We start from the raw sequence: 25,749 nt of genomic DNA, 5'->3' as shown, positions 1-25,749 counted from the left end.
GCCTGTGAATAAATGGGGCGTATCAGGTCGGATGATTAGCCCATTCCATCGTCAGGAAACGCATAAATAACCGTTCCAAAAGTATTGTATTCGTGCACCCTGAGATGAAATTTATATCGCAAGTTCCAAGAATTAATTAGGTCGGCAATCTCGTAAAGGTGCTCCGGGGTGTGATAGGCGGAAATGAGTAGGTGAGGATTCTGCCGTTCGATGATATTCCGCATTCCTTTGAGAGTTTCTACTTCCGCGCCTTCAACATCCATTTTGATTAGATTTATTTGCTCTCCATGAAGGATATCATCTATAGCAACGCATTGAATGGTTGTGTCGCCAGCATCGCTTAAGTGGCTGGCCATTGATCCATTGCTCGCGAAGCTCAATTGCCGCGTCGTTGACCAGGTCCCGAGCGGTAGGCAAATCCTTCGATCAACTGGAAAATTGCGCGAAGCCAATATTGCGAAATTGGCGGGATCCGGCTCGAATGCGACGAAACTCGCTATTTCATATCCCGCCTTGAGGAATTTGTGGATGGCAACGCCAGTAAAGGCGCCGCAGTCAATGATCCGCAATGGTTCCGCAAAGCGGGGCAGGCCGATCGGGGTATATTCATCCTCTAGGCTGGGCACGGGGCATTCCGCGATATTCCCGCTCTGGCGATAAGCCAGGATGGCGTCGAAAAGGCTTCGACTGATCTCGTCGGCAAGCAGGTTACGTATGCGCGCAAATTCGCATTGGTGCGCCGCATAGCTGAAGCCTGGATCAAGCCAGTAGCCCGGTTGTGTCCGGGCTTGCGGGGCCAACTCCGGTAAATTTATAGGGGTCAGTATCCGGGCCGCGCCTGCTGCAAGGAGGTTGGCATGCAATAGGTTGATGTCGACATAATGATTGTGGAGTCCGACAAGGACTGTTTTGCCAGTAAGGCGGTCATCGCCAGCGTCCTCGATCGCCAGGATCGGAATGTTCCGGTAGCTCTCCCCACCTTTTCCGCGATCAAGGATGAGTTCGATGTTGATACCCTCGGCTAGCAGATCATCGACGATGGCCTGCCCTACGGTTCCCAGGCCGTAAACGATGAGGCGGTCCGCGTCGCGGGGGCTATCGAAAGGAGGCATGGTCAATATTCTCACTGACTACCGCTGGCCGTGGTAACGGCACTGCATGTGGGCCGGACGCGAATACATATCTCCGCAAAACAAGGAAATTGATGATCGAGGTGATCACCAGCGCCAACAATCCTGCGAGATAAGGTGAAGGCAAGATGATTGCACAAATTGCAAGGAAAACGAGACCAATAGCATAATTCAGTATGTAAGAGATTATGAAACGGAGCTTCGATGCGGCCGCATCTTGAAAAACGTGCCGACTATAGGTGAAATAATTGAAGAAGACCCCAATAATGTGCCCTATGATCTGGGCAGCATACATGTTTAGGCCTATCGACAGCAGTAGCGCATAAACGCCGTAACCAAACAGCGTGTTAATGACACCGACTTTATAATAACGCCAAACCCTTAGCCGTGATGAAGAAAGTGGCGCCATGCGTCAGTCCTCAGGCGCGAAGTTAACGCGTTCCCGTTCAATCACCAGTGGCATTCCCCGAGTCCGGTCAGAGATCAGGCGAACCTGCACGCCGAGTATGCCTAAGAAGAGGAATAACAGCCCAAATTGAAATTCCAGCAGTGCGGCAAACATCCACATTCTAGGGTTTTGAGCCCAAGCGATCGACCATGCCGCGCCCAGCATGCTGATAATGGTTGCCGCAAAGGCGATAAAGCTGAAATAAAGTGGCGCACGAAGCAGACCCTTTGAGGAGTAAGCAAGGGCTGATAGCGCGAAGTCGAGGAGAGCAAAGAAGCCATTTTTCGAACGGCCAGCGGCGCGATCGGGCCGTTTGAACGCCACCGTGTCGATGGTATATCCGGTTTCTACGAGTAACCCGCGAACAAACGGTTCTGGCTCGTTTAGCTCTCCGATAGTGCGGATTACTTTGGCATCATAAATACCAAAGCCCGTGGCATTGGGGATGATCGGATAGTCGCCGAACTTGCGTTGCAGATCATAGGATAATTTGCGCAAGCTCGAGTAGAGAGGAGAGGTTTTTTTCGTCTCGCTGACGCCCAGCACAATATCTGTCCCCGCGCGCCAACGTTGAACGAGGTCGGGGATGAGTTCGGGAGGATCCTGAAAATCGGCGGCAATGCCGATAATTCCTCGTCCCCTCGCTTGGAACAGCGCATGTGCTGGGGAACGCAACTGGCCGAAATTTCGCGTGTTGATGATTAATCGAATGCGTGCGTCACGCGCACACAGGTTCCGGACAATAGCTGCTGTTCCGTCTGTTGAACCATTGTCGATGAAAATGATTTCGAAGCTGTCGGTAAGGTGTTCCAATTGCTTGGTCACGGCATTCGCGATCGCCGCAGCATTCTCCTCCTCATTGAGGCAGGGAATGACAACCGAGATTTCAGGCGTTGCGGAGGGGCTAAGCATAGGAATCCTGTGAAGCGCCCGGAGTGGACGCACGTTTCAAAAAGGCCGCCGTTTCATTGATTTGTTCGACGAGCGACACGCGATCTATGCGGTGCTGGTCAAGGAGGCGCCGGTAGTTTCGGTCATCGCCGAGATAGACATCTGCGGGACCGCCGCCTCGGCTGGGGCGTTCGACGGAGCAGTCCATCCGGGACGCAATTGTAGAGGCAAGCTCGCCCAGTTCAATGTCGTCCCCTCCGCTATCGAACCGGAGCACTTCATGCCGCAACTCGAGTAGCAACGCGAATGCGAGCGACATCAATTCGCGTATCGCAACATAGCCGCGCCGTACATCATGACGGGCCTGGACGATCACCGGTCCTCCCGAAAGAGCGTCGAGGATGAAAGATGACAGCGCGTAGCTTGACAGCTTGTTGATGTGCGGGCCAGACAGATTGAAAATCCGCGCGATCACCAAGCTTTTGTCCTGACTTTCAGCCCAGGCTGCGAACGCATCTTCATCCTCCCGCTTCAGCATGCCGTACAGCCGCATCGCGGGCTTGGCGAGCATGTCATCTGCAAATTGCGCGGCGCCGGAGGAAGCGATGAACGCTGCCTCCACGCCGATGGGATCAAGAGCATCAAGAATCGACTGCCGGATGGCGCGATTGGCAGCGCAATAATAGGCCTCCTGCATCGTTTCGGCGCGATCTTTCGTAAGAAAGGCGAAATGAAGCAGATATGTCGGCTGGTAGGGCAGCTTAATGAGATCAGCCAACGGCCGCTGCATGATCAGTTGCGTTTCGGACAGGCGCAGTTCAGCCTGCCGCGATCCGAAACAAAACACCCGCTCCGCAAACGCATCGCCAAGCGCATTTTGTAACAGGTCCAATGTAGCGCGGCCGAGCCATCCACTGGCACCGGTCATGACAATGCGATGCTCGCTTTGCCGCAAAGCTGCCGCTATATGGGCGGTGAAGGTCATCTTGGCGCCGCCTTTCTAGGCAACCCCACGCGCGGGATGCAAAGGTTCCCGTTCTTCCTTCAAGAACTGGACAAGATCGGAAAACCGACTGAACTGCTCGCATTGGTCAGCACCGAACTGATCGGTTGCATATCCGTAGGTGACGAAGGCGAATCGCACACCTGTCGCCCTGGCCAGTGCATGATCGATCTCGCTGTCGCCGACATAGAGGCATTCCGCTGGCGTTGTGCCCAACCCGGACATGACAAGTTCCATCAAATCGGGCGCCGGCTTGGCCATTCGATCAGGAGAACTGCCGACGATGACGGGAAAATGCGAGGTCAGCTCCAGATCGCCTATGACCTTTTCGCAAAGCTGCTGCGGCTTGTTGGAGCAGATAGCTAGCCTATATCCATGAGCCGTGAGCTGTTTTACGCCCTCAGCGACCCCTTCATACAAGGATTCAAACGGAGTCTTGTACAGCGCGTAGCGCGCGCGAAAATCGACGACCTCCTGCCGGAGATCACCACATTCCTGGGCGAGTACCCCGCCGACAAGTGCCGGTCCGCCCAGGCTTGCGAATTGCCGGATTTCGGTAAGTCCCACATGGCGGGCGCTGCCACGCTCGTGCAGCATTTCGTTCAGAATTTCCACGAAAACGGGCGCGCTGTCGATGAGCGTGCCGTCGAGGTCAAATATGATGTTCTGTACAGGGCTCATTATTCGGGCACTCGCATGGCTTCGACCAGTTCGTCCCGAGGAAGAAAGGGTGCGAGATCGTGAAGCGGCGCAGTGACCATGCTGCCGTCCTCAAGGCGTCGCGACGAAACCTTCGGAGCGAAATTCTGACCTTTGTCGATAAAGATTTCGCAGATTGCCGCACCGGGCGCCGCAAGGGTGTCAGTGATGGCACGCACCATGTCTTCATGCTCGGACGTTCGTGTGTAGGCAAAGCCAAAGGCCTGCGCCACTTTGCCGAAATCAGGGAAGGTAACCCCTGAATCAGGGCCGCAGCCGACGGAGTGACCGTCGAAATATGCCTGCTGCGTTTGCCGGATCGAGTGATAGCCGGAATTGTTGTAGAGAAAAATCTTGGCCGGGATGCCTTGACCGATGATCGTCTGCAATTCCTGCAAATTCTGCATGATGCTTCCGTCGCCGGCAAGGCAGACAACCCGCTTCGCGGTGGGAGGCATCGCATGCCAGGCACCGATTGTGGCGGGCAAATCATAGCCCATCGAGGCCGCGCCTGAATTAGAATAAAGGCGCTGACCCTTTTTGAGCTTAGCCGCCTGCACTGTGACGACCGCGGCGGTGGCATCAGCCATTACAATGACTTCGTCCGGCTCAAGCGCTTCGAACAAGCGTTCCGTGAAGCAATAGGGATTTACGACCCCTTGCGTCTGCCAATATTCAGGGAGAACGGCGGGATAGCGCTGCCGTCTTTCCATGGCCCAGTCGACATAGGTGCGATGGGCGGAAGGCGCCTCATATCCGTCAAGCGCCTTGATCATGGCGGGGACGAAGGTCCGCAGATCGGCATGAATGGGCATGTCGATCGATATGGTCGGCTTGAACAGTTCGGGCGCATCGACATCGACCATGATCTTCTTCGCGTCCGGGGCGAAGCCGGCATAGTTGTAACTGATCTGGCGGATATTGAGGCGGCAGCCCAGAACCAGCAGCAGATCGCTGCATTGGACAGCGAAGTTGCCGGATCGGTCACCGACGGTTCCGGGTCGTCCGACATAGAGCGGGTGATCGTCAGAAACGAGATCCTGGGCATTCCAAGCCGGAGCGATGGCGATACCCAGTTTGTCGGCCAGTTCAAGGAAGGGTTCGTACACGCCGGCGATGCGAATGCCGGTGCCCGGCATCAAGACCGGTCGACGTGCCTCGCGAATGGCGGAAATGACCTGCTGTGCGGCACGATCCAGATCGGCGCCCGTTAGCCAGCCATATTCACCAGGAACGGCAAATTTGTGCCCATAGCCTTCCGCCACGGGATCAAAACCGCGCAACTGTGCCGGATCAATCAGCGCCGATTGAATATCAATGGGAATGTCGAGCCATACCGGGCCGGGGCGACCGCTCTGGGCAAGCCAAAGCGCCTTTTCCAGCAGGTAGCGGATGTCGAGGGGGCTTGAAACCGTGACCGCGAATTTGGTGATGGACTTCACCATGTCGGTGATATCAGCCTCCTGATCGCCCAGCTGGCGCACGAGGACCGTGGCGTTATGCCGCAGCGTTTCCCGTTTCACCTGTCCTGACAGCACGATCATAGGAATGGAATCGGTATAGGCGCCATGGACGCCGTTCAGCGCATTGATGCCGCCGGGCCCAGTGGTCACATTGACCGCCGCCATCCGCCCAGAAAGGCGAGCATAGCTTTCAGCGGCCATGGCCGCCGCCTGCTCATGATGGCAACAGACATAATGCAACCCTTCGGCGCGACCGAGCGCGTCGTTGAGATGCATGGCGCCGCCCCCGGTCAGCATGAAGACATGGCGCACGCCATGCTCGGCGATGCGACGAGCCACATAATCCGCCAGCCGCATTCGGACACTGGCCGCGTTGCTCGACTCTTGTCGCACTTCGAATTCGCTTGATCGCCCCATATCGTTCATCTCAGGAAGCGATCGCGGTGCGCGCGGTCGAGGTGTCGAGCCCGCGATCCAGAATCAGGGATAGCAGCGCCGGATCACGAAGCGCCGGCGCATCCAAGCTCTGCACGTCAAGCGGGGCATTGGCCACGATGGGAGCAGTCAAGCGCTCGCCCCCGACAAATTCTCGGGTGGAGAGCTGCCCCTTGAGCAGAGGAACGGCGAAAAACACGTCATCAGCCGTCAGTATTTCCCCGGCGGAAAGATCGCGCTTCGCGTAAACGCCCCGCACCAGTGCATCGAGGTAACGGCGCTCGCCCTCCGGTACGGCCCGCCGTTCAGCGGAACCGCCGCCGCACATTTCCTGCGCCTTCTTCATGGCGCGGAACCAGATATTGGCCTGTTCGGGCTTGGTGCAATAGGGGCTGACGGGCACGCCTTCATAGTCGATGTCGATATGACGCTCGAAGGTGCGGGCACCCTTGCCGTAGGCGATCAGAGTGGAATCCCACCAGTCGCGATATTCATGGGTCGAATATCCGATCACGATGCCGGGATAGCGTGCCTTCAGGAAGTCGATCTGATCGAGTTCGAGGTCGCCGTCTTCGGAGGGATAAAGCGACACGCAATGATTGAGCGCGAACGGAATGTTGCGCGAGGTGAAAAAGGCGACGAGCTCGTCGATATGTTCGAGGCTGGCACCGCCGGTCGAGGCGATGACGGGCAGTCCGGTCGACGCCATCTTCTGCAACAGAGTCTTGTCGCGAACGTCCGAGCTGGCAATCTTGAGGATTTCCACGCCGAACTCGACGCACTTATCGACGGAAACTTCATCGAACGGCGTGACCATCGTGACCATGCCACAGTCGCGCACGGTCTCCACCATCAGTCGCAGATTTTCCCATGGCATCTGTGTATCGAGCGTCTTCTTGATATAGCGGATATCGGCCCGGTCACGGAAATCAGGATGGACAAAATTGTCGACTTCGCGGAACTGCAGCTTGATCGCGGCGTGGACATTGTTGAATTTCACCACGCGCGAGAAATCGCGGATGATCTTCAGGCCACGCTCAAGCTTGCCCCAGTGATTATTGGCCAGTTCAAGTACGAACAGGTCGCTGAAAATGGACTCAGTCACGAAAATTCCCCCGCCCCAAGCGGCCGCTGTCACAGTCGCAAGGCTTAGTTATTAACATAATTCCTTAAAAAAGCCTCTATGGTTTCCGCCACATATTCCAGGTGGAGTTCACCCAGTCCGGGATAAAGGCCGATCCAAAAGGTGCTTTCGGTCACGAAATTCGCATTGTCGAGAGAGCCGACGACGCGATAATTGCGCCCGCGCATATAGGGCTGGCGGATGAGATTGCCACCGAACAGGAGCCGCGTACCAACGCGGTGCGCATCAAGGTGTCGCACCAGCTCATCGCGCGTAAAAGGCGCGCTCTGACGGATGGTGATCGGGTATCCGAACCAGGAAGGCTCGCTATCCGGCGTGGCTTCCGGCAGGATGAATGCGTCTTCGAAAGGCTTCAGAAGCTGTGTCAGCAAATCGAAATTGCGCCGCCGGGCCGTTATGAAACCCTCAAGGCGGTCAAGCTGGGCCAGGCCGACGGCCGCCTGCATGTCGGTAATCTTCAGATTATAACCGCAATGGCTGTAGGTATATTTATGATCATAGCCCATCGGCAGATCACCGAGCTTGCGGCAGAAGCGCTTGCCGCATGTATTGTCCATACCCGGGGCGCACCAGCAATCCCGTCCCCAATCGCGCATCGATTCGATAACGCGCTTGAGCCGTGGCTTGTCCGTGAAGACCGCTCCCCCTTCGCCCATGGTGATGTGATGGGCGGGATAGAAACTCAACGTTCCGATGTCGCCGAAAGTGCCGACATTCTGCCCGCCATAGGTGGCGCCGAGCGCATCGCAGCAATCCTCGACGAGCCAGAGATCATATTTCTCCGCGACCCGCATCACCTCTCCCAGATCGAAGGGATTGCCGAGCGTGTGGGCGATCATGATGGCGCGGGTCCGGTCGGACACCGCAGCCTCGATCGCGTCGGGCTTGATATTATAGGTCGGGATATCGACGTCGACGAATACCGGAACCAGCCCATATTGCAGTGCCGGGTTTACGGTGGTCGGAAAACCGGTTGCGACTGTAATCACCTCGTCGCCGGGTTTGAGCGCATCTCCCCTGAGATAGTGAGAGCACAGCGATGACAATGCCAACAGATTGGCCGAGGAACCGGAATTGGTCGTCAGCGCATGCTGGACACCGATGCGTGCCGCAAGCTTTTCCTCGAACGCGGCGTTGAAGCGGCCGGTCGTCAGCCAGAAATCCAGCGACGAGTCGACGAGAGCCTGCATGTCTTCCGCACCATAAACCTTGCCGGAAACCGGCACAGGGCTTTCGCCGGGGACGAAGGTCTGCGGGGCATGGTGGCGGCGGGCATATTCCCCAACGAGATCAAGGATAAGATGGCGCAGTTGCGCCTCATCCGACTGTTCGGCCAAGGCCTGCAGTTGCGAAGCTCCAGGTATATCGTTCACGCCCATTGGTCCTCGCTCGTCCGCACAGTTCCGCGCGCCATATATTCTTCAATCTGAAGCAGGCTGATTTCGCGGGCATCTCCCCCGCGCGCCACGTCCTTATGCCAATCCACTATTTTGGTTAATGCTTCGTTTAGGCTAAGTTTCGGCTTCCAGCCTAGTTCGTTGCGCGCTTTGCTCGAATCCAATTTCAGCATGGCCGCTTCATGCGGTTGAGGAGTGGAGGGTTGGTCCCATCCATTTGACGAACCCCAAACGGCAAGCATCCGCTCGACGATCCAACTCACAGGGCGGGCATCATCGTCGGAAGGACCGAAATTCCAGGCTGTCGCCATATCGTCGCGGCCCTCGATCAGCCGAGTTCCGATCGCGAGATAGCCGGACAATGCCTCCAGGACATGTTGCCAGGGCCGGATCGAGGCAGGATTACGGATCATCGGTCGTTCCCCCGCGCCTAGTGCGCGGATGATGTCCGGGATAAGGCGATCCTCCGCCCAGTCGCCGCCGCCGATCACGTTGCCGGCGCGTGCAGAGGCAATCTTTGGCCCGTCAGGGTAAGAGCGCCGATACGCTGCGATAGCGAGTTCCGCAGCTCCCTTGCTGCTGCTGTACGGATCGTAGCCGCCCATCGGATCATTTTCGCGATACGGCCAAACCCATTCGCGATTCTCATAGCATTTGTCTGTCGTGACACAAATTACGGCCCGGACGCTATCGCTGGTGCGGCAGGCTTCCAGTACATGCACCGTGCCCATAACGTTGGTCGCGTAGGTTTCTACCGGATTGGCGTATGAATAGCGGACCAGAGGCTGAGCAGCGAGGTGAAACACGATCTCCGGACGTGCAGCTTCGACCACTTTCGAGACCGTATGCATGTCGCGAATGTCGCCTTCGACATGGTTCACGAGATCGCGAAGATGCGTTTGTTCGAAGAAGCTGGGTCGGGTAGGTGGTGGCAGCGACAAACCCGTGACATGGGCTCCCAACCGATGCAGCCAAAGCGAAAGCCATCCGCCCTTGAAGCCCGTATGGCCGGTGACGAGTATGCGCCGACCGTTCCAAAAGGAGGCGGTCACCATCTTTTCCAAGGCGCACCCTGTTCCCAGAGCGATTCCAGATAGAGTTTGTCGCGAAGCGTATCCATCGGATGCCAGAAGCCATCATGACGATAAGCGACCAGTTCCCCGGTCGCCGCAAGATGCTCGAGCGGCTTTTGCTCCCAAATGGTTTCGGGGCCGTCGATCAGGTCGATCACCGACCTGTCCGCAACGAAAAAGCCGCCGTTGATCAGGCCGCCGTCTCCAGCCGGTTTTTCGCGGAAACTGCGCACCAGTTCGCCGTCAAACTCAATGGCTCCAAAGCGGCCCGGGGGCGCGACCGCAGTGATCGTCGCTCTCTTCCCATGACTGCGATGGAAGGCGACGAGACTGGAGATATCGATATCGGCGACACCATCCCCATAGGTGAAGCAGAAAGGCTCCCCCTCAGTAAGATGGTTGGCTATACCCTTTAACCGCCCACCGGTCTGTGTGTCAGCCCCGGTGTCGACCAATGTGATCCGCCAGGGCTCGCTCCAGTTCTGATGGACCTCGACACTGTTCTTCTTCAGGTCGATGGTTACGTCGGCGGTATGAAGGAAATAATTCGCGAAATACTCCTTTATCATATAGCCCTTGTACCCGAGGCAGACGATAAAGTCGGTCACGCCTGCGGCCGAATAGATTTTCATGATGTGCCAGATGATCGGCATCCCGCCGATTTCGACCATCGGTTTGGGACGGATGGACGTTTCCTCGCCCAGCCGAGTGCCCAACCCTCCGGCAAGAATGACTGCTTGCATCAACCTACCCCCAGCGACGTCATGTTAGCGTCGGCCCCGCTATTTCTTAGCCACACATACAGATCATCACCACCAAAATTCATCATCTCGCGTCCCAGGGTGTTCGAAGGTCGGAGTGATCGCTTAGAATCGTCTTGCTTGCCAAGGGCGGTCCCAGCATCGCGCAGTCTCATGGCTCAAAATGGTTGAAGGCTGCGGCCTGATCACGCCAGGCACGTCATCGAGCGCGGCGAAATATGTTGCTCTGCTGGAACTCTGCCGCAGGTAAGCGACCTGATATATGGATGTCGCCATGTTGCAATGGACCTGCGGCGAAGGCTTGTTCATCGCAGCCCGTGCGATTTCGACCATCCCCGTCACTGACCCCAGCAACAGCATGCCCGCCATGATGATCGCGGGTCGACGGAATGTGCGGTCAGTGGCCGCGCGATCAAAGGCCCGGGATATCTGGACCGCCAAGATAGCAAGCGCCGGGATGGAGGTCCGCATCGTAAAATCCGTCCCTTCGCCCAGTTGCACGAAGGGCATGAGCAGGAGGCAAGCCGCTACCAGCAGCAAGGTCGCTCGCTCGCCGGTACTCGGACTACCGATCAACGCGGCTCCTGCAACAAAGGGTATGACCTCGAGCAATTCAAACAGCATGTAGGGAAGGGGCGGGAGAGATATGATTCGCAGACCGACCTCGCCGCTGCCTGCTCCGAGATAGAGTATGGCGGGTAGGGTGAGAAGTGTGGTGATTGCTGGGAGCAGGACATCATTGACCCGGAGTTCACGTTTCCACAGGGTCACGATCCCGGCATAGGCGGCAAAGGGAAGGATGCCCATAACGGCAAGTGGAGACATCAGCATCAGCAGCGGCACAGGCGCATACATCTGTCCGAGCGAGATCCGCTTCTCCCGCCATAGAAGAAACAGCACTCCACCCAACCAGCCGGACAGCGCGTGCATCGGAACCCAGAATGCCTGCGTGATGTGCGAAGAATATTGGGTTATCCCCCACTGCTCGATATGGTCTGGGAAAGGATGCCCATTCGCATGCCATTGGAGCCACTGGCCGATAACATCCATGCCGCTGAAGAAGATAACGATTACTAGAGCTCGAGCGCGTGCATGCGATGTCGTGAACAGCATCGATCCAAGGCCAAAGATCAGCGTGAGAAAAAGGCTGTTCTGGATGAGCAGAGCCAGATCGGCTGTTGCGAGACCGAACGCCTTGCCTACGATCGCTGGGAGAAGGTACATGCCGAGCGGTGCACGCAGGAGTTCGATATGGTTATCGAACCGATAGGCGAACGGCCAACGATAGACGGCAAGGTCGCGTAAGACAGAATCACGTACCTGCCAATCGGGGCTGGCGTAGAAAAAGCGGCCTTCGCCACCGAGAATGAAGATGGCCAGCGCGACCAAAGCCAGGAGAAACATCCTCCGCCAGGTGGGGGCTTGGCTAGCCTCCATATCCGCATGACTGTGCGATAGCTGCTGCATCCTTGTCATGGACCAGGACATAAATCCGACAAGCAGAATGCCCATTGCATAGAGCCAGTTTGGGAAAACTCCCAAAAATCGCCAAAGTAGAAGATTTTGGAATCCTAAAATCGTTATAATAATTGAAAGCATAAACCCCGGGCCGATCCGCCTTGAGCGGTTCTGCAAGGTAAGCAGTGTCAGAAGGCCTTCTGTGCCGCTCTTCCAAGGGGAACAGCGATCCCTAGCAATTGCACCGACCCCGCCCGTTGAATGCCCTGTCATAGGCTTATGTGTCCCCCATCCGTGGCTCATCGCCAATCCAGCGCAACCCCCATTTGCGCAGCAAATGATTTATAATCAACTTCGTGCAAGTAAATGCCAAAGCGTTTGCGTCGAGAGCATGATTTCTGTCCGATATCATTCCACCCCCCGCCAGAGCCAGGCGCGAGACAAACCAGAACTACTGGCGGGCCGCCGCGCGTCTCCAGTGGTCTGGTGGTGGGCCCTGCTTCTGGCTCTGCGCCTCGTATCGCGGCATAAGCTGCCGCGCGCCAGCAATAATTTGCCATCCTAGGGGGCAATGGACGCGCCGCTTCGCGCGATAACGCCGTATGCTGGCCATTATTGTTCTTCCATGCCACAACGGGGATCGGGACAGAAACGACGCTTCTTCGGTGTCGCCTTGTCGGCGCTGTGTTTTGCAGCCATTTGCTCGCCAGTGATGGCGCAGGATGAAGGAACGAGCGCGTTGACCTTGTCGGGCGGCTTCGACCTTATCGAAATGCGGATGGGGAAGGGGGACGATGCCTTTCTTCTCGACGGCACCTTTTCCTACGGCGGTGCGACCGATCAGGTCATGCTGGTGACCCAGGGAGGCGGAGCGCTCGGCGGTCAGATCGATGAGGTGCAGGCTCGCCTCTTCCTCGGACATACGGTGGGAAATACGACGTGGCTGGCGGGTGTGCGGAAGGATTTCAAACCCCATCCGCGCGACCTCCACGCCGCGATCGGAGTGCAGGGCACAGTGGGCTCGCGCCTTAGCTGGGAGAGCTACCTCTTCCTCTCGGACGATGCGCAACTGACCGGTGAAGGGCAACTCATCTACCAGTTGCCGATCACGGGGCGGCTCTATCTCGAACCACGCGTGGCGGTCGGATGGTCCGCGCAGGGCGTGGCAGGGCAGGGCGTGGCTTCCGGCCTCACCGAAGGCGAAGGGACGTTCCGCCTCCGCTATCGGCTGACGCCCAAGATCAATATCTATACAGCGGTGGTCCATGAGCGATTGCTTGGCGGCACCCGTCGGCTGGCGCGTCAATCGGGCGATGCGTTGCAGTCGACCATGGCGGTGATCGGGTTCGGCTTCAGCCTGTGACTTTTCAGATCTGCCAAGATTCGGTCTGTCGGCGTGTCGCGAGCCTATTCGTGGCGAGCTCAACCGGCGCCGGATGGTAAATTTTCGGCAGGGGGCACGAGCCTGCCGCAACGGCTGTAGGCGATCAGGGAAGCAGTCGGCCGACTACTCCGCACCGCCAAACAGGCGCTCGATCGGAAAGCCGTCGCGCATGATTGGAGAACCCAGAACGATATAGCTGAAATATTTCTCGATGCCCGCGTCGCTCTCCAGCAGCCCCTCGATGATGCGTTGATAATGGCTGACGCTGCGGGCGACGACCTTCAGGAAATAGTCATAGCCTCCGCTGACATGGTGGCACTCGACGATTTCGCGCACTTCCCTGGCTCGCGCGAGGAAACGCCCGAAATCCGCAACGCGGTGATCGGCCAATGTCACCTCCGTGAACACCATTAGGTAATCGCCCATTTTCTCCAGCGCGACCCGCGCACCGTAGGATTTTATGTAACCTGCATCCTCCAGCCTCTTCAGCCGGCTGAGACATGGACTGGCGGACAGGCCGATGGCGTTCGCCAGACCGACGTTCGTGACCCGGCCCTGTTCCTGGAGATAGGACAATATCTTGAAATCCAACCGGTCCAGTTTTTCCATTGCACTTTCCACCGCGATCCACGCGGCCGATGCTATGATTTTTCGGTCGGCAGAATCCATCGGCTCGATACGTCCAAGCCTGATATTTGGATTGTACAAAGCTCCTGAACCGCAGAATCTTTGGTGGCATTACCGCATGATGGACAGGCAGACCCCTTGGCCTGCCGAAAGCAGATGGGACGGGGAAACAGACCAGCGAAATGAAGCTCGACCGGATCGATATCAAAATCCTCCGCAAGCTGCAGACCAACGGCCGCATCAGCAATGTCGATCTGGCGGAAGCGGTGGGACTGTCGGCCAGTCCCTGCCTGGCAAGAATCAAGAAGCTCGAGGCGGCGGGGATCGTGATCGGCTATAACGCCCATTTCGATCTCGCTAAGCTTGGCGATTTCGTCACCGCTTATGTGCAGGTGATCTTGAAAAACCATCGGCGGGCGGAGGCGGAGCGGTTCGAAAGGGCCATCTTGCGTATAGCCGAGGTGGTCGAGTTCCACATGGTGAACGGCAAATTCGATTATCTGGTGAAAATCGTTGCTCAGGGCTATGACGGGCCGGCGCGAATTCTGGAACAGATATGGCAAGCGGATCTCGGCATCCAAAGCTATTCCATATTCATCGTTTCCAGCACGCCGATCCGCAATTCGTCGCTGCCGCTTAGCGATTGATCTTTGGTGAAGGCGGCAAAAATTGGAAGAATTCGCTTCCGACAATTTAATGCACAGCGGAAATTGCCGATAAAGAGACGCTATTCATCAGGCTCTTCAACGACAGCAAAGGTACGGCCCGGTGTTCAGACCCAAATTTATCAGCTTTGACTGCTATGGAACGATGATAAACTTCATCATGGGGCCGACCGCGCGCGAAATTTTTGCCGATCGGGTAGACCCATCGGAAATGGAGCCCTTTCTGGCATCCTTTCGCGCCTATCGCCTTGACGAGGTTCTTGGTGCCTGGAAGCCTTTCCATGATGTCGTCGCCAATTCAATCGAGCGTACGTGTCGGAAGCACGGCGTCCTTTTCGAAGCCAAGGATGCGCAGGCTTTATACGATGCCGTTCCGACGTGGCAACCGCACCCGGACGTTCCGGGTCCGCTGTCGCGAATCGCCGATCATTATCCGCTGGTCATCCTGTCCAATAGCATGGTGGACCTGATCCCACACAGCGCCCGCAATATCGGCGTGCCCTTCCACGCTGTGCTGACGGCGGAGGAGGCGGGTGCCTACAAGCCGCTCATGCGGCCCTTCGAATATATGTTCGACCGGCTGGGCTGTTCGCCTGAAGATATGATGCATGTGTCATCGAGCCCCCGCTACGATCTCATGACCGCCCACGATCTCGGGTTTGGCGCGAAGGTCTTTGTCGATCGCGGGCATGAGCCGCCGACAGAACATTATGGTCTCACCCGCATTCGCGATTTCAACGATCTGCCGGCATTGCTGGGACTTTGAGATCGCGGGTGCTGATGGCCGGCCATTTCAACTTCGCTGAATAGAGGAATTGCCGTCGCCGTGAAAAGGACCATAAAGCTGGATGCGACCGACCTGCGAATTATGGCCGTTCTCGAAAAGAATGGCCGTATCACCAATTCTGCCTTGGCGGAGAAGGTGGGTCTGTCGCCCAGCCCTTGCCTGACGCGGGTGGATCGCCTTGAAGCGGCGGGCTACATCACCGGCTATGGCGCACGAATCAATCTTGCGGCGATCGGCGAACTGGTCACGGTATTCGCGGAGATTACGTTGCATGACCGGCGTATGGGAACGGTGTCGCGCTTCGAGCAGAAGCTGAAGACTATCGACGAACTTCAGGAATGCGCGCGTATCAGCGGCGATTGCGACTATATATTGAAGTTCGTGACCCGGTCGGTGTCGCATTATTCCCAAACGATCATGAAAATCGTCGAGGAAAGCGGTCTGGTCGACCGCTATTTCAGTTATTTCGTCGTGCGCAGTTTCGAGGTCGGGCAACGCGGATTCCTCGATCTCGTCCAATCGGCGGACTGACATGGGCATAAAGATGCTCGAGGCGGTTCAAATCGCAGCCTGATCGATCGGCACTCCGCACGAATTCGGCACATTTTACGGCAGCATGTCCCTCATAGCATGCCAGCATGCGGAACGTCGAAATCTGTCGGGTTGCGCAGGAAATACCATCGCGGCTCGATCAACATGGGGCGAAATATGCTACTCGATCCGACGCTTACCACCCAGCCGCCCCAACTCGGCGCGCAGGATGCAGAAGACCTGGCGCGAAACATCTTCGGCAAGGCGCTCCATGCCGTTGAACTGAGTGGAGAAAGGGATCGCAACTTCAGGATGACCGCCCCCGACGGCAGCCAGTTCCTGCTGAAGATATCGAACCCCGCCGAAGCGCGCGAAATCGTGCATCTGCAAAATGCTGTGCTCAATCATCTCAAGGAGGCGGCGCCTTCATTGCCCGTGCCACATCCAGTGGCGGCCCTCGACGGGCGGTACCACACGGACATATCCTTGGCCGACGGTCGCGCTTCGATCCTTCGGATGCTGACATTCCTGCCGGGAACGCCGCTTGTCGCCTCGCCCAGGACGACGGCGCTGCGTCAGGCGCTGGGCCGCTGTCTCGCCTCGCTCGATCAGGCCCTTCATGACTTTGTCCATCCGGCGGCAGAACATGATTTGCTCTGGAACGTGGCGGCCGCGCATCGCCTTGCCGGGATGATCGACAGCATTGCCGACCCGGCGCGGCGCGTGCTCGTCCGGCGCTTCATGGATCATTATGAGACAAACACACTGCCGGCACTCACCAAGCTGCGCGCGCAGGTGATCCATAATGATTTCAACCTAGGCAATGTGCTGGTCCGACCAGACCGCACCGACGAGGTGGCGGCTATCATCGATTTTGGCGATGTGATCCACGGGCCGCTCGTGGGCGAGATCGCGACTGCCGCTGCCTATCAACTGGTGGACGGTCCCGACCCGCTTCGGAATGCAGCGGAAATGATCGGCGCCTATCACGGTCGGCTGCAGCTGGAGCCGTCGGAGCAGGCCGTGATGCTGGACCTGGTGATGGCGCGACTTGTTATTACGGTGCTCATCACCGAATGGCGCGCGACACGTTACCCCGAAAATCGCGCCTATATCATGCGCAATAACGGTCTCGCATGGGCGGGCCTCGACCATATCGACCAGCTGCCTCGTGCCGAGGCCAGCCGCCGTTTGCTTCAATTCTGTCAGTCAGGAGACAATGAATGACCTTCGTGGACGTGTCCTCCGTAAACGCCTTCATCCCCGGGCAAGTCGAACTCGATGCACATGAGGCGCGGATGATCGAACAGCGCGACCGGCTGCTTGGGCCCGCTTATCGGTTGATGTACCAAAAGCCGCTCCATTTCGTCCGTGGCGAGGGTGTGTGGCTCTATGACCCCGATGGACGGCGCTATCTCGATACCTACAACAATGTCGTGTCGCTCGGCCATTGCCACCCTGATGTCGTAGAAGCGATCACCCGACAGGTGGCGACGCTATGCACAAACACGCGCTATCTGCACGAAACCATCCTTGAGCTCGCCGACAGTCTTCTTTCGACCGTGGAGGGCGATTTGTCGCATATGATGCTGACCGGCTCAGGCAGCGAAGCGAATGATCTTGCCTATCGCATCGCGCAGGTTCGCACTGGCGGAACCGGTGTCATCATCACTGAGACCGCCTATCATGGCATAACCGACGCGGTTTCCAAATTCTCTCCGACATTGGGTGAGGGCGTTCCGCTGGGGATGCATGTGCGCACCGTTCCCGCGCCAGCAGCCTATCGTACCGGCCCCAATGTCGGCGAACGCTTCGCGCGCGACGTGGAGTCGGCGATCGCCGATATGAAGAGGCACGGTATCCGGCCTGCCATGCTCATCGTGGATTCGCTTTTTACGAGTGACGGCATCCTTCCCGAAGAGCCCGGATTCCTGAAAGGTGCAGTCGAGGCAATCCGCAAAGCCGGCGGCATTTTCGTCGCCGACGAGGTGCAGCCGGGCTTCGGCCGGACTGGAAGCCATATGTGGGGGTTCCAGCGGCATGGCATTGATCCCGACATCGTGACGCTTGGCAAGCCGATGGGCAATGGACAGCCGATTGCCGGTCTGTTGACCCGGCATGACGTGGTTGAGGAGTTCGGGCGCAGTTCCCGCTATTTCAACACGTTCGCGGGCAACGCGGTTTCCTGCGCAGCGGCGGCGGCGGTGCTCAAGGTCATCAAGCGCGACCATATCATGGACAACGCCCGTAATGTCGGGGCTTATCTCCTGAGCCAAGTCGAGGCCTTGCGGGAGCGGCACGCTTGCCTCGGGCATGTGCGCGGCGCTGGCCTTTTCGTTGCCGCCGATATCGTGACGGACCAGGAGAGCCAGGCGAGCGACCGTGCCCGAACAACCCAGGTCGTGAATGCCATGCGTGAGAACGGCGTGCTGATCAGCGCGTGCGGCGCGGATCACAACATCCTCAAGATCCGTCCGCCGTTGATCTTCAGCCGGGAGAATGTCGATCTGTTCGTCGATGTGCTGGACAAGGCGCTGGAGCTTTAAAATGCCGAAGGGGCGGCAAACCCCTCCGGTTCCGACTTGCCTGTCGTGCTTTCAATAGCCTGTGCTGCGTTCTACCTTGCCTTCCATCGCTGTTCCCGCCCGATGGCGGCGGATATTGGCGATGAGGGCGTGGGCGGCGCTGTCCGCGCGCGTCATGCTCGCGACATGCGGGGTGAGCAGAATGCGGGGATGACTCCAGATAGGGTGGCCTGTCGGCAACGGTTCGGGATCGGTGACGTCAAGCAAGGCTGCGGAGATATGGCCTTCATCGAGCAAGGCCAGCAGATCCTCTGTCACGAGATGGCCGCCACGCGCGGCGTTGATGAGCGACGCGCCCCGGGGCAGTTGCAAGAGCAGGTCGCGGCACAGGATGCCGCGCGTTTCCGGCGTCAGCGGGAGAAGGCACAAGAGAATGTCGCATTCGGCGAGGAAGTCACCAAGCCCCGTCGTGCCGGCATGACATGTCACGCCCGCCAGCCGATGCAGTGAACGGCTCCAGCCCGATAGCGCAAAGCCAAATGGGCGTAACGCTTCGAGCACAGCCTGACCCAATTGGCCCAGGCCCATGACCCCGACGCGACGATGCTGCGCCGGAACGAGCTTGATCGGTGACCAGCGCTCTTCCCGCTGGGCTTCCCGGTAGGCGATAACGTCGCGGTGTAGCATCAGAACCGCCATCGTCGCATATTCCACCATGCCCGCCACGATCCCGGGCTCAATCATCCGCACCACGTCAATATGGGGCGGCAGACCGTCCATGTTGAATTGGTCGACCCCGGCACCGATCGAGAAGAGAACTTCCAGATTGGGAAGGCTCGCGATCAGTTCCGCCGAGGGACTCCAGGCGACCAGATAGCGGATGGCGCTCGGATCGTAGCTTTCGGGCGGCTCGACAAAGGCAATATCGGCCGCTTCCCGCGCGAAAATGTCACGCAAGACCCGGCCGCGCGCAGGATCGGAGGTGTAGAGCAGGGTCATGTCGGAACCTTTCGAGGAGCGCGGCGGCGCTGAGTTGCAACGTGCCACCACATGAGCGGGCCGGTGAGCGCCAGCGCGATTAGGGAGAGGGCGACGAGCAGCCAGAGAGCGGAGCCGGTAAGGCCTATGAACTCGCCGGTATGAATGGGAAGCAGGACCATCCAGAGCGCGCGGCTGCGGGAGGCGGGCATGGCACTCAAGATATGGGGAGACGGCAAGGCCACCGCGACGACATCGACCGCGCGCCCATTCCGATCCGGCGCATGGAAATTGACGGTCAGCCTGTCACCACCGACCCTTATGTCACGGAGCGCCGCGCCGGGGAAAATGCCTTGCGCGAGGGTCACACTCCGATCGATCTGAAGAGCCGATATATTTGCCGGCGGAACGGAAACCCCGCTCCCGACCAGATCCGGAAAAACGAGCAGGAAACCCGTGCAAGAGATGAGAATGAGAAAGCCGCTGGCGATAACGCCCAGGGTCCGATGCACCTGCCGCAGGACGAGGCGGGGGGAAAGCTTCCATCGAATTGCCAGCGCCTTGGCGGGATTGCGCCTGGGCCACCAATAACCGACGCCGCTCACCGCCATGATCGCCAGCGCCAGGCCGTTAAGTGCAATCACCATCATCCCGGCTCGGCCGGTGAGAAGGCGGTAATGGATCTGTAGCGCCGCTTCGAGGGGGAAGCGGGTCAGGTCGCCGGCCCGCAGCACCGCGCCGCCGGCCGGGTCGATCGAGGCATAGGTGCGGCGGCCATCCGCATCGGACATATGGGCGAACCATGTGGCGCGGTCGGTGTCCGGCGCGAACAGACGGAGGAGATGCGTGCCAGGCATTGCGCTGTTGGCGGCGCGTGCCGCCTCTCCCGCTGAAATAAGCGCAGCTCTTCCCCGGCTGGTCTGGCCCGCGGGATCGAGCAGGCGCTCAATAGGTCCACGATATAGGAGCAGCGCGCCAGTGAGCGCCTGAACGAGCAGGAAAAGTGCCATGGTCAGGCCGGCATAGCGATGAAGGCGAAGCCATTGCAGCCGGGACATGATATGCCTGTGTTAAAAAGGGGCAATGCCAGGCCGCCGGCACGAGAATGCCGGCGGCCTGGCATTGCATCAGAAGTTGAAGCTCGCGCGGACGGTGAACTGTCGCGGCGTACCCGGCGCGACCCACAATGCCGCATAGGAGCTGGCATAATATTTCTTGTTGAAGAGGTTGTTCACATCCGCCGACAGCTTGATCTGGTCGGTGATGTTGAACGATCCCAGCACCTTGGCGATGGTGTAGCTAGGCAGGAAGAAGGTCGTCGCTGTCTCCCCCAGCCGCCTGCCGACGTGGTTGACGCCCGCACCCAGCATCGCCTCATGGTCCCCGATCGAGAAATTCTTGAACAGCAGCGCATTGCCCTGATGCTTGGGAATGTTGATGAGCGGATCGCCTTTGAGGATCTGGAAGCCGAAATTGGGATCGAGCGCGTTGGTCGCCCACTCCGCATCGGTATAGGCATAGGTCAGGAACAGCTCGAACCCGGCGGGCAGCTTGGCGTTGAGGTCAAACTCGATGCCCTTGCTCTTTGCCGACCCCACCGGCTTGGAAAAGCCCGCGTTGGCCGGGTCGGTCGTCAGCACATTATCCTTCTTCATCTTATAGAGCGACAGGGTGCTGGTGATGCGTCCGTCGGCCGTCATGAACTTGGCGCCGACTTCATAGGATTTGCTGATTTCCGGCTCGAAAGGATTGCCGTCGAAGCCCACGCCGCTGTTGGGACGGAAGCCCTTGCCATAGCTGGCGTAGAAGGACAGGCTGCTCACCGGCTCGAACACGAGGCCGGCCATCGGGCTGAACTTGGTATAGGATTTGCGCGGATTGGTGTTGTTGAGGCGCAGATCTATATCCTGGCTGAAATCGTCATAGCGGCCGCCAAAGCGTATCTTGAACTGCTCGGTAATCTCGATCTGGTCCTGCGCGTAGATGCCCCAGGCCTTCTGGATTTCGGTCGCGTTCTGGATCACGGTTCCCGGCGTGGGCGCGGGAATGTTGTAGTTGGGGTTGAAAATGTCGATCGCATAGGACTGGTCGGAAGCGATCGGACGATAGCGGGTCTGGTAGGTCTTGATCTTGAAGCGATCCCAGTCCGCGCCGATGCGGATATTATGGACGATCGATCCCGTGTTGACCTTTCCGCTGAGCTCCCCGCGGAACACCATATGGGTGGTGCTGTAATCGCGATAACGGCGCTGGCGGGTCAAGGTGCGTCCGTCATTGTCGAGCCGCTGTCGGCTAAGCACCAGTTCCGGATCGCTGGAAAAACCCTCGAACGTGGTGTCCTTGTAGCCCGCACCCAGCATCAGCGTCCAATCCGCGCTGAAATCATGCTGGTACTGCGCTTGATGGCCCAGCACCTCGACCTTGACCGGGCCGTCATTGGGATTGCCGAGGAACCGGCTGTTGGGGATAGCGCCCAGATTATAGCTGATAGAGCCGTTGGCGTTGACAGTCGGGATCGCCACCACGCCGCGCTCAAAAGGTACCTCCTGGTTCACATATTCCAGTTCATATGTGAAGATGTCGGCATCAGACAGCTTGGCCAGGAAGGACGGGGTGAGCGTATATTTCTGCGTGTTGACCGTGTCGCGGAAGCTTTCCGCCTGCTCGGACGACCCGTTGATCCGCACCGCGACGCTGTCCGACAGCGGCAGGTTATAGTCCGCTTCGACCCGGTATGTCTCCCAGCTACCCGCGGATATGGCGAAGCTGCCGCCTTCCTTGAAGGTCGGTTTCTTGGTCACGATGTTGACCGTGCCGCCCGGCTCGCCGCGCCCGAACAACGCCGAGTTGGGGCCTTTCAGAATCTCGATCCGTTCGACGTTCGACGCGTCGCGCGGACCGCCATAGCCACGTCCACCGTTGAAGCCGTTGACCAGAAAGCCGCTCGGGAAATTCTCGTCGCCCGCAAAGCCGCGGATCGCGAAACTGTCCCAAAGGCCGCCAAAATTATTCTGGCGCGACACGCCGCTCGCCAGTTCGAGCGCGGTGTCGAGGCGGGTGATGTTGAGATCGTCGAGCAGTTTGCCTTCCAGGAACTGCACCGCCTGGGGAATTTCCTTGACCGGCGTATCGCCGAAATATTGCCGCTTGAGGCCGGTGACCACGATGGTGCTGTCGGAGGCCGGGTCTGCCGGCTCTTGCGCCAGAGCGGCGGGCGAAAGCGTGGCAGACAGGGCGATGGCGGCGGAGCCCGCGAGGAAGCCAAGGCGGCGGACCGATGACATGCGCATGATGTGTTCCCCTTATGAAATCGCTGTTCCCGATGTCCTGCGAAGTGGGGCTGGCTTTTATGTCCGCACGGGCTTTGTCCTGCCTGTCGCGGAAGCCTTCGCCGGGGTGGTTCTTTCCACCTCTTGTTACAGATCAGGCTAGGCTGCGTTACGGAAATATTACGTCAAATTCATCGGGCCGGCCGGTGCAATATTGTGAATCGATGAACCCTCACGGCATGAACATGCGGGGCGGTCCGCACCTCATCTGCCCGGGTCAAAATTCCGATACGTCGATCTTTTCGCCGCCGCTGAACCGGGAAAGGCGATAGGGTTTCGGGTCGACGATCGGGGTTTGACCCGACGCGATATCCGCAACCAGATGCCCGGCACCCGGACCGATGCCAAAGCCATGGCCGCTAAAGCCAGCAGCCAGAATGAAGCCGGGGATGTTCGGGATTTCGCCGATAACCGGAACGCCATCCGGTGTGCTGTCCACGAAGCCTGCCCAGGCCGCGACCATCGGCACCGAGCCCAGGGCAGGGATCAGGTCGGCTGCGCGCTCGATCGTCAGCCGCACCGTCTTGGGATCGGCGATCGGATCGAGGATACGCACCTTTTCCATCGGCGTGGGGCCATCGAGAGTCCAGCGCGTCATCCCCTCATGTCGACCGCGCAGGCCGTGCAGGCCGCCCGGCGACAGGCTGCGCCAGCGATTCTTGAACATCGGCAGGAACTTGCTCTGATAGCGCAGAAATTGCAGCGTGGGATCGACCTTCGCGCGGCCGCTGATCGCCAGCGTGTGGCAGCCATCGTCGCGCCGCGTGATGGACAGCGACTTGCTGTAGAATGCGTCAGGGAGGTTGAGACCGCTCGTGCCCACCGCCAGGATCGATTGGCGCACGGTGGCTTGCGGAAAATCGACGCCCAGCTGGCGCAGGAAGGACGATGCCCATGCGCCGCCTGCATGGATGACCAGCCGCGTACGGATCGTGCCGCGCTCGGTCACCACGCCGCTGACCGCGCCGCCGGCGGTTTCGATGCCCCGCGCCGCGCACGCCTGATGCACGCTGCTGCCCATGCGCATCAGCGCCCGTGCGACCGCCGGCACGGCCATGCCGGGATTGGCGATGCCGTCATTTTGCGAATGTACCCCCCCCTTCCAGCGTTCGCCGGTGAAGCGGGCGTGCTGGGTCGCCTCCTCGCTCGACAACATGCGCGTCTTGACGCCGACCGACCGGGCATATTCGCCCCAGCGCGCCCAGGTGTCGAGTTCCTCGTCATTATTGCTGACATAGAAGAGGCCACAGCGGCGGAAGCCGGTATCTTCCCCCATATCCTCGCCGAACGCCTGCCAAAGGTCGAGCGCCTTGGTCGCCAGCGGCAATTCACGCTCGTCGCGATTTTGCTGGCGGCACCAGCCCCAGTTGCGGCTCGATTGTTCGCCGCCGACCACGCCCTTTTCGACCAGCGCGACCTTGAGGCCGCGCTTGGCCAGATAATAGGAAGTGAAAGCGCCAATGATCCCGCCGCCGATCACGACAGCGTCTGCTTCGGCGGGAAGTTCGGGCGAGGATTCGATGAAACGCAACGGGGCGGGCATGAACGGGACCTCCAATGTTCGGACGGATCAGGCGAAGCCTAGGATGGACTTGATCTCGAGATATTCTTCAAAGCCAAAGGCGCCATATTCGCGGCCATTGCCGGATCGCTTATAGCCGCCAAAGGGTGCATGAGGGTCCCAGGCGGGATAGTTCAGATGCACCTGTCCCGTGCGGATGCGGCGGGCGACGGCGCGGGCCTGATCAAGGTCGGCACCCTGCACATGACCGCCAAGCCCGAAGATCGTGTCGTTGGCGATCGCGACCGCCTGATCGACACCGTCATAGGGGATGATCACGAGCACGGGCCCGAAAATCTCCTCCTGCGCGATGCGCATGGCGCTGTCGACGTCGGAGAAAATGGTCGGACGCACGAAAAATCCCTGCTCCAGCCCTTCGGGCTGCCCCGGTCCACCGCAGACGAGCCGCGCGCCTTCTTCCATGCCGACCGCGATCATCGCCTGCACGCGCCGATATTGCGCGTGATTGGCGATCGGCCCCATGATCGTTTCCGCCTCGCTGGGCTGGCCGACGATGATCGACGCGACCGTCGCGCGGGCGATCGCCTCCACCTCGGCCAGCCGGTCGCGCGGCACGATCATGCGTGTGGGGGCGCTGCACGACTGACCGACATTGCGGAAGGCGGACATGACGCCGGGCGGGACCGCCTTTTCGAAATCAGTGTCGGGCAGCATCAGATTGGGTGATTTGCCGCCCAGTTCCTGCGTCACCCGCTTGACCGTGGGCGCGGCCGCCTGCGCCACCAGCACCCCGGCGCGGTTGGAACCGGTAATGGAGATCATGTCGATGCCGGGATGCGCCGCCATGGCCGCACCGACTTCGGCCCCGGTGCCGTTGACGAGGTTGAAGACACCGGCCGGCGCACCGGCGTCATGCACGATCTGCGCGAACATGAGTGCGCTCAATGGCGACAACTCGCTGGGTTTCAGCACCACCGTGCATCCGGCGGCCAGCGCCGGCGCGACCTTCGCCGCGATCTGGTAGAGCGGCCAGTTCCAGGGCGTGATCAGCCCACACACCCCTATCGGCTCGCGCACGATAGCGGTGGTGCCGCGCATCGTCAGGAAATCATAGTCGCGCAACACGTCGATCGCGGCCTGCACATGAGCGGCCGCCAGAGGGATATGGGCGGCGCGCGCATGACTGATCGTCGCACCCATTTCCAACACCAGCGCCTGTGCCAATATTTCCGCACGGTCGAGCATGAGCGCGTGGATGCGCTCCAGCAGCGCCAGGCGATCCGCGACGGCGGAAAGGGCGAAGGACGGGAAAGCTGCGCGGGCGGCGGCAACCGCACGGTCAAGGTCCGCCGCCGTGCCGGCAGCGACCTTGGCCACCACGTCGCCGGTGGAGGGGTTGACGACCGGCAGCATCTCGCCGGCGTTCACCGTAACCCACGCGCCGTCGATAAAGGCTTCTCCGCCGCGGGCGATCGCCTGGCTCAGTTTGTCCATGAATC

At 59.1% G+C, this 25,749-nt stretch carries 23 protein-coding genes; 6 read left to right on the top strand and 17 right to left on the bottom strand.

Going from position 1 to position 25,749, the window contains the following annotated elements:
- Positions 1–35: 35 nt before the first annotated feature.
- The 11 genes from EWH10_RS03460 to EWH10_RS03410 form a co-directional block, all read right to left on the bottom strand.
- Entirely contained in the window at positions 36–1,112 is a 1,077-nt protein-coding gene (locus EWH10_RS03460; RefSeq protein WP_130029802.1) for an FkbM family methyltransferase, read from the bottom strand.
- Positions 1,096–1,539 (bottom strand): GtrA family protein, encoded by a 444-nt coding sequence (locus EWH10_RS03455; protein WP_130029801.1) that lies wholly within the window; start codon positions 1,537–1,539, stop codon positions 1,096–1,098. Before EWH10_RS03455 ends, EWH10_RS03460 begins: the two co-directional genes overlap by 17 nt.
- Before the next feature lie 3 nt (positions 1,540–1,542).
- Entirely contained in the window at positions 1,543–2,490 is a 948-nt protein-coding gene (locus tag EWH10_RS03450; protein WP_130029800.1) for a glycosyltransferase family 2 protein, read from the bottom strand.
- Positions 2,483–3,454, bottom strand: a complete 972-nt coding sequence (locus tag EWH10_RS03445) for an NAD-dependent epimerase/dehydratase family protein (RefSeq protein WP_130029799.1) — start codon at positions 3,452–3,454, stop codon at positions 2,483–2,485. Before EWH10_RS03445 ends, EWH10_RS03450 begins: the two co-directional genes overlap by 8 nt.
- Before the next feature lie 15 nt (positions 3,455–3,469).
- On the bottom strand, positions 3,470–4,153 hold the full coding sequence (locus tag EWH10_RS03440) for an HAD family hydrolase (RefSeq protein WP_130029798.1): 684 nt from the start codon (positions 4,151–4,153) through the stop codon (positions 3,470–3,472).
- Complete coding sequence (locus EWH10_RS03435) at positions 4,153–6,060, bottom strand: thiamine pyrophosphate-binding protein (protein ID WP_229742357.1); 1,908 nt, start codon at positions 6,058–6,060, stop codon at positions 4,153–4,155. The genes EWH10_RS03440 and EWH10_RS03435 overlap by 1 nt, the downstream gene beginning before the upstream one ends.
- Position 6,061: 1 nt before the next feature.
- Positions 6,062–7,174 carry an N-acetylneuraminate synthase family protein gene (locus tag EWH10_RS03430; RefSeq protein ID WP_130029796.1) on the bottom strand — a complete coding sequence of 371 codons (1,113 nt, stop codon included), beginning with the start codon at positions 7,172–7,174 and terminating at the stop codon, positions 6,062–6,064.
- 44 nt (positions 7,175–7,218) lie between these two features.
- Positions 7,219–8,592, bottom strand: coding sequence for a lipopolysaccharide biosynthesis protein RfbH (gene rfbH / locus EWH10_RS03425; RefSeq protein ID WP_130029795.1), 1,374 nt, complete (start codon positions 8,590–8,592; stop codon positions 7,219–7,221).
- Positions 8,583–9,665 carry a CDP-glucose 4,6-dehydratase gene (gene rfbG / locus EWH10_RS03420; RefSeq protein ID WP_130029839.1) on the bottom strand — a complete coding sequence of 361 codons (1,083 nt, stop codon included), beginning with the start codon at positions 9,663–9,665 and terminating at the stop codon, positions 8,583–8,585. The genes rfbH and rfbG overlap by 10 nt, the downstream gene beginning before the upstream one ends.
- Complete coding sequence (rfbF, locus tag EWH10_RS03415) at positions 9,659–10,426, bottom strand: glucose-1-phosphate cytidylyltransferase (RefSeq protein WP_044660256.1); 768 nt, start codon at positions 10,424–10,426, stop codon at positions 9,659–9,661. Before rfbF ends, rfbG begins: the two co-directional genes overlap by 7 nt.
- A 123-nt stretch (positions 10,427–10,549) precedes the next feature.
- On the bottom strand, positions 10,550–11,956 hold the full coding sequence (locus tag EWH10_RS03410) for a hypothetical protein (protein WP_207212573.1): 1,407 nt from the start codon (positions 11,954–11,956) through the stop codon (positions 10,550–10,552).
- A gap of 685 nt (positions 11,957–12,641) precedes the next feature.
- On the opposite strand from EWH10_RS03410, the gene EWH10_RS03405 reads away from it, so the two are divergent.
- Positions 12,642–13,265, top strand: coding sequence for a copper resistance protein B (locus EWH10_RS03405; protein ID WP_207212572.1), 624 nt, complete (start codon positions 12,642–12,644; stop codon positions 13,263–13,265).
- A 144-nt stretch (positions 13,266–13,409) separates the two neighbouring features.
- Here EWH10_RS03405 and EWH10_RS03400 read toward each other — a convergent pair whose 3' ends face one another.
- Entirely contained in the window at positions 13,410–13,895 is a 486-nt protein-coding gene (locus tag EWH10_RS03400) for an Lrp/AsnC family transcriptional regulator (RefSeq protein ID WP_130029792.1), read from the bottom strand.
- Positions 13,896–14,095: 200 nt separating this feature from the next.
- On the opposite strand from EWH10_RS03400, the gene EWH10_RS03395 reads away from it, so the two are divergent.
- The 5 genes from EWH10_RS03395 to EWH10_RS03375 all read left to right on the top strand — a co-directional run bounded on the left by EWH10_RS03395 (position 14,096) and on the right by EWH10_RS03375 (position 18,442).
- Positions 14,096–14,560 (top strand): Lrp/AsnC family transcriptional regulator, encoded by a 465-nt coding sequence (locus tag EWH10_RS03395; protein WP_130029791.1) that lies wholly within the window; start codon positions 14,096–14,098, stop codon positions 14,558–14,560.
- A gap of 121 nt (positions 14,561–14,681) precedes the next feature.
- The gene (locus EWH10_RS03390; RefSeq protein WP_130029790.1) at positions 14,682–15,344 is read left to right on the top strand and encodes a haloacid dehalogenase type II; all 663 of its coding nucleotides are present in this window, start codon (positions 14,682–14,684) and stop codon (positions 15,342–15,344) included.
- A gap of 60 nt (positions 15,345–15,404) precedes the next feature.
- Positions 15,405–15,896, top strand: a complete 492-nt coding sequence (locus EWH10_RS03385; RefSeq protein WP_229742361.1) for an Lrp/AsnC family transcriptional regulator — start codon at positions 15,405–15,407, stop codon at positions 15,894–15,896.
- A 177-nt stretch (positions 15,897–16,073) separates the two neighbouring features.
- Complete coding sequence (locus EWH10_RS03380; protein ID WP_165363308.1) at positions 16,074–17,123, top strand: phosphotransferase; 1,050 nt, start codon at positions 16,074–16,076, stop codon at positions 17,121–17,123.
- Entirely contained in the window at positions 17,120–18,442 is a 1,323-nt protein-coding gene (locus EWH10_RS03375) for an aspartate aminotransferase family protein (RefSeq protein ID WP_130029788.1), read from the top strand. Before EWH10_RS03380 ends, EWH10_RS03375 begins: the two co-directional genes overlap by 4 nt.
- 51 nt (positions 18,443–18,493) lie before the next feature.
- Here the strand turns inward: EWH10_RS03375 and EWH10_RS03370 are convergent, their stop codons facing one another.
- From EWH10_RS03370 to EWH10_RS03350, 5 genes are all read right to left on the bottom strand, one after another.
- Positions 18,494–19,420, bottom strand: coding sequence for a 2-hydroxyacid dehydrogenase (locus EWH10_RS03370; RefSeq protein ID WP_025548349.1), 927 nt, complete (start codon positions 19,418–19,420; stop codon positions 18,494–18,496).
- Entirely contained in the window at positions 19,417–20,457 is a 1,041-nt protein-coding gene (locus EWH10_RS03365; RefSeq protein ID WP_025548348.1) for a PepSY-associated TM helix domain-containing protein, read from the bottom strand. The genes EWH10_RS03370 and EWH10_RS03365 overlap by 4 nt, the downstream gene beginning before the upstream one ends.
- 69 nt (positions 20,458–20,526) lie before the next feature.
- Positions 20,527–22,689: a TonB-dependent siderophore receptor gene (locus EWH10_RS03360; RefSeq protein ID WP_130029787.1), complete on the bottom strand. Its 2,163-nt coding sequence runs from the start codon at positions 22,687–22,689 to the stop codon at positions 20,527–20,529.
- A 256-nt stretch (positions 22,690–22,945) separates the two neighbouring features.
- Positions 22,946–24,271: an NAD(P)/FAD-dependent oxidoreductase gene (locus EWH10_RS03355; protein ID WP_130029786.1), complete on the bottom strand. Its 1,326-nt coding sequence runs from the start codon at positions 24,269–24,271 to the stop codon at positions 22,946–22,948.
- Between the two features lie 27 nt (positions 24,272–24,298).
- Complete coding sequence (locus tag EWH10_RS03350; RefSeq protein ID WP_130029785.1) at positions 24,299–25,744, bottom strand: aldehyde dehydrogenase family protein; 1,446 nt, start codon at positions 25,742–25,744, stop codon at positions 24,299–24,301.
- Between the last annotated feature and the right edge of the window lie 5 nt (positions 25,745–25,749).

Origin of the sequence: Sphingobium fuliginis (assembly GCF_004152845.1) — a bacterium.
Classification (GTDB): domain Bacteria; phylum Pseudomonadota; class Alphaproteobacteria; order Sphingomonadales; family Sphingomonadaceae; genus Sphingobium; species Sphingobium fuliginis.
Note: the sequence above shows the minus strand (reverse complement) of the source record. Positions and strands in the feature narration are given on the sequence as shown.

Excerpts from the sequence above, each read along its gene's own strand:
- EWH10_RS03460 (WP_130029802.1), bottom strand. The coding sequence starts at position 1,112 with ATGCCTCCTTTCGATAGCCCCCGCGACGCGGACCGCCTCATCGTTTAC.
- EWH10_RS03455 (WP_130029801.1), bottom strand. The coding sequence starts at position 1,539 with ATGGCGCCACTTTCTTCATCACGGCTAAGGGTTTGGCGTTATTATAAA.
- EWH10_RS03450 (WP_130029800.1), bottom strand. The coding sequence starts at position 2,490 with ATGCTTAGCCCCTCCGCAACGCCTGAAATCTCGGTTGTCATTCCCTGC.
- EWH10_RS03445 (WP_130029799.1), bottom strand. The coding sequence starts at position 3,454 with ATGACCTTCACCGCCCATATAGCGGCAGCTTTGCGGCAAAGCGAGCAT.
- EWH10_RS03440 (WP_130029798.1), bottom strand. The coding sequence starts at position 4,153 with ATGAGCCCTGTACAGAACATCATATTTGACCTCGACGGCACGCTCATC.
- EWH10_RS03435 (WP_229742357.1), bottom strand. The coding sequence starts at position 6,060 with ATGAACGATATGGGGCGATCAAGCGAATTCGAAGTGCGACAAGAGTCG.
- rfbH (WP_130029795.1), bottom strand. The coding sequence starts at position 8,592 with ATGGGCGTGAACGATATACCTGGAGCTTCGCAACTGCAGGCCTTGGCC.
- rfbG (WP_130029839.1), bottom strand. The coding sequence starts at position 9,665 with ATGGTGACCGCCTCCTTTTGGAACGGTCGGCGCATACTCGTCACCGGC.
- rfbF (WP_044660256.1), bottom strand. The coding sequence starts at position 10,426 with ATGCAAGCAGTCATTCTTGCCGGAGGGTTGGGCACTCGGCTGGGCGAG.
- EWH10_RS03410 (WP_207212573.1), bottom strand. The coding sequence starts at position 11,956 with ATGGGCATTCTGCTTGTCGGATTTATGTCCTGGTCCATGACAAGGATG.
- EWH10_RS03400 (WP_130029792.1), bottom strand. The coding sequence starts at position 13,895 with ATGGAAAAACTGGACCGGTTGGATTTCAAGATATTGTCCTATCTCCAG.
- EWH10_RS03395 (WP_130029791.1), top strand. The coding sequence starts at position 14,096 with ATGAAGCTCGACCGGATCGATATCAAAATCCTCCGCAAGCTGCAGACC.
- EWH10_RS03380 (WP_165363308.1), top strand. The coding sequence starts at position 16,074 with ATGCTACTCGATCCGACGCTTACCACCCAGCCGCCCCAACTCGGCGCG.
- EWH10_RS03375 (WP_130029788.1), top strand. The coding sequence starts at position 17,120 with ATGACCTTCGTGGACGTGTCCTCCGTAAACGCCTTCATCCCCGGGCAA.
- EWH10_RS03370 (WP_025548349.1), bottom strand. The coding sequence starts at position 19,420 with ATGACCCTGCTCTACACCTCCGATCCTGCGCGCGGCCGGGTCTTGCGT.
- EWH10_RS03365 (WP_025548348.1), bottom strand. The coding sequence starts at position 20,457 with ATGTCCCGGCTGCAATGGCTTCGCCTTCATCGCTATGCCGGCCTGACC.
- EWH10_RS03360 (WP_130029787.1), bottom strand. The coding sequence starts at position 22,689 with ATGCGCATGTCATCGGTCCGCCGCCTTGGCTTCCTCGCGGGCTCCGCC.
- EWH10_RS03355 (WP_130029786.1), bottom strand. The coding sequence starts at position 24,271 with ATGCCCGCCCCGTTGCGTTTCATCGAATCCTCGCCCGAACTTCCCGCC.
- EWH10_RS03350 (WP_130029785.1), bottom strand. The coding sequence starts at position 25,744 with ATGGACAAACTGAGCCAGGCGATCGCCCGCGGCGGAGAAGCCTTTATC.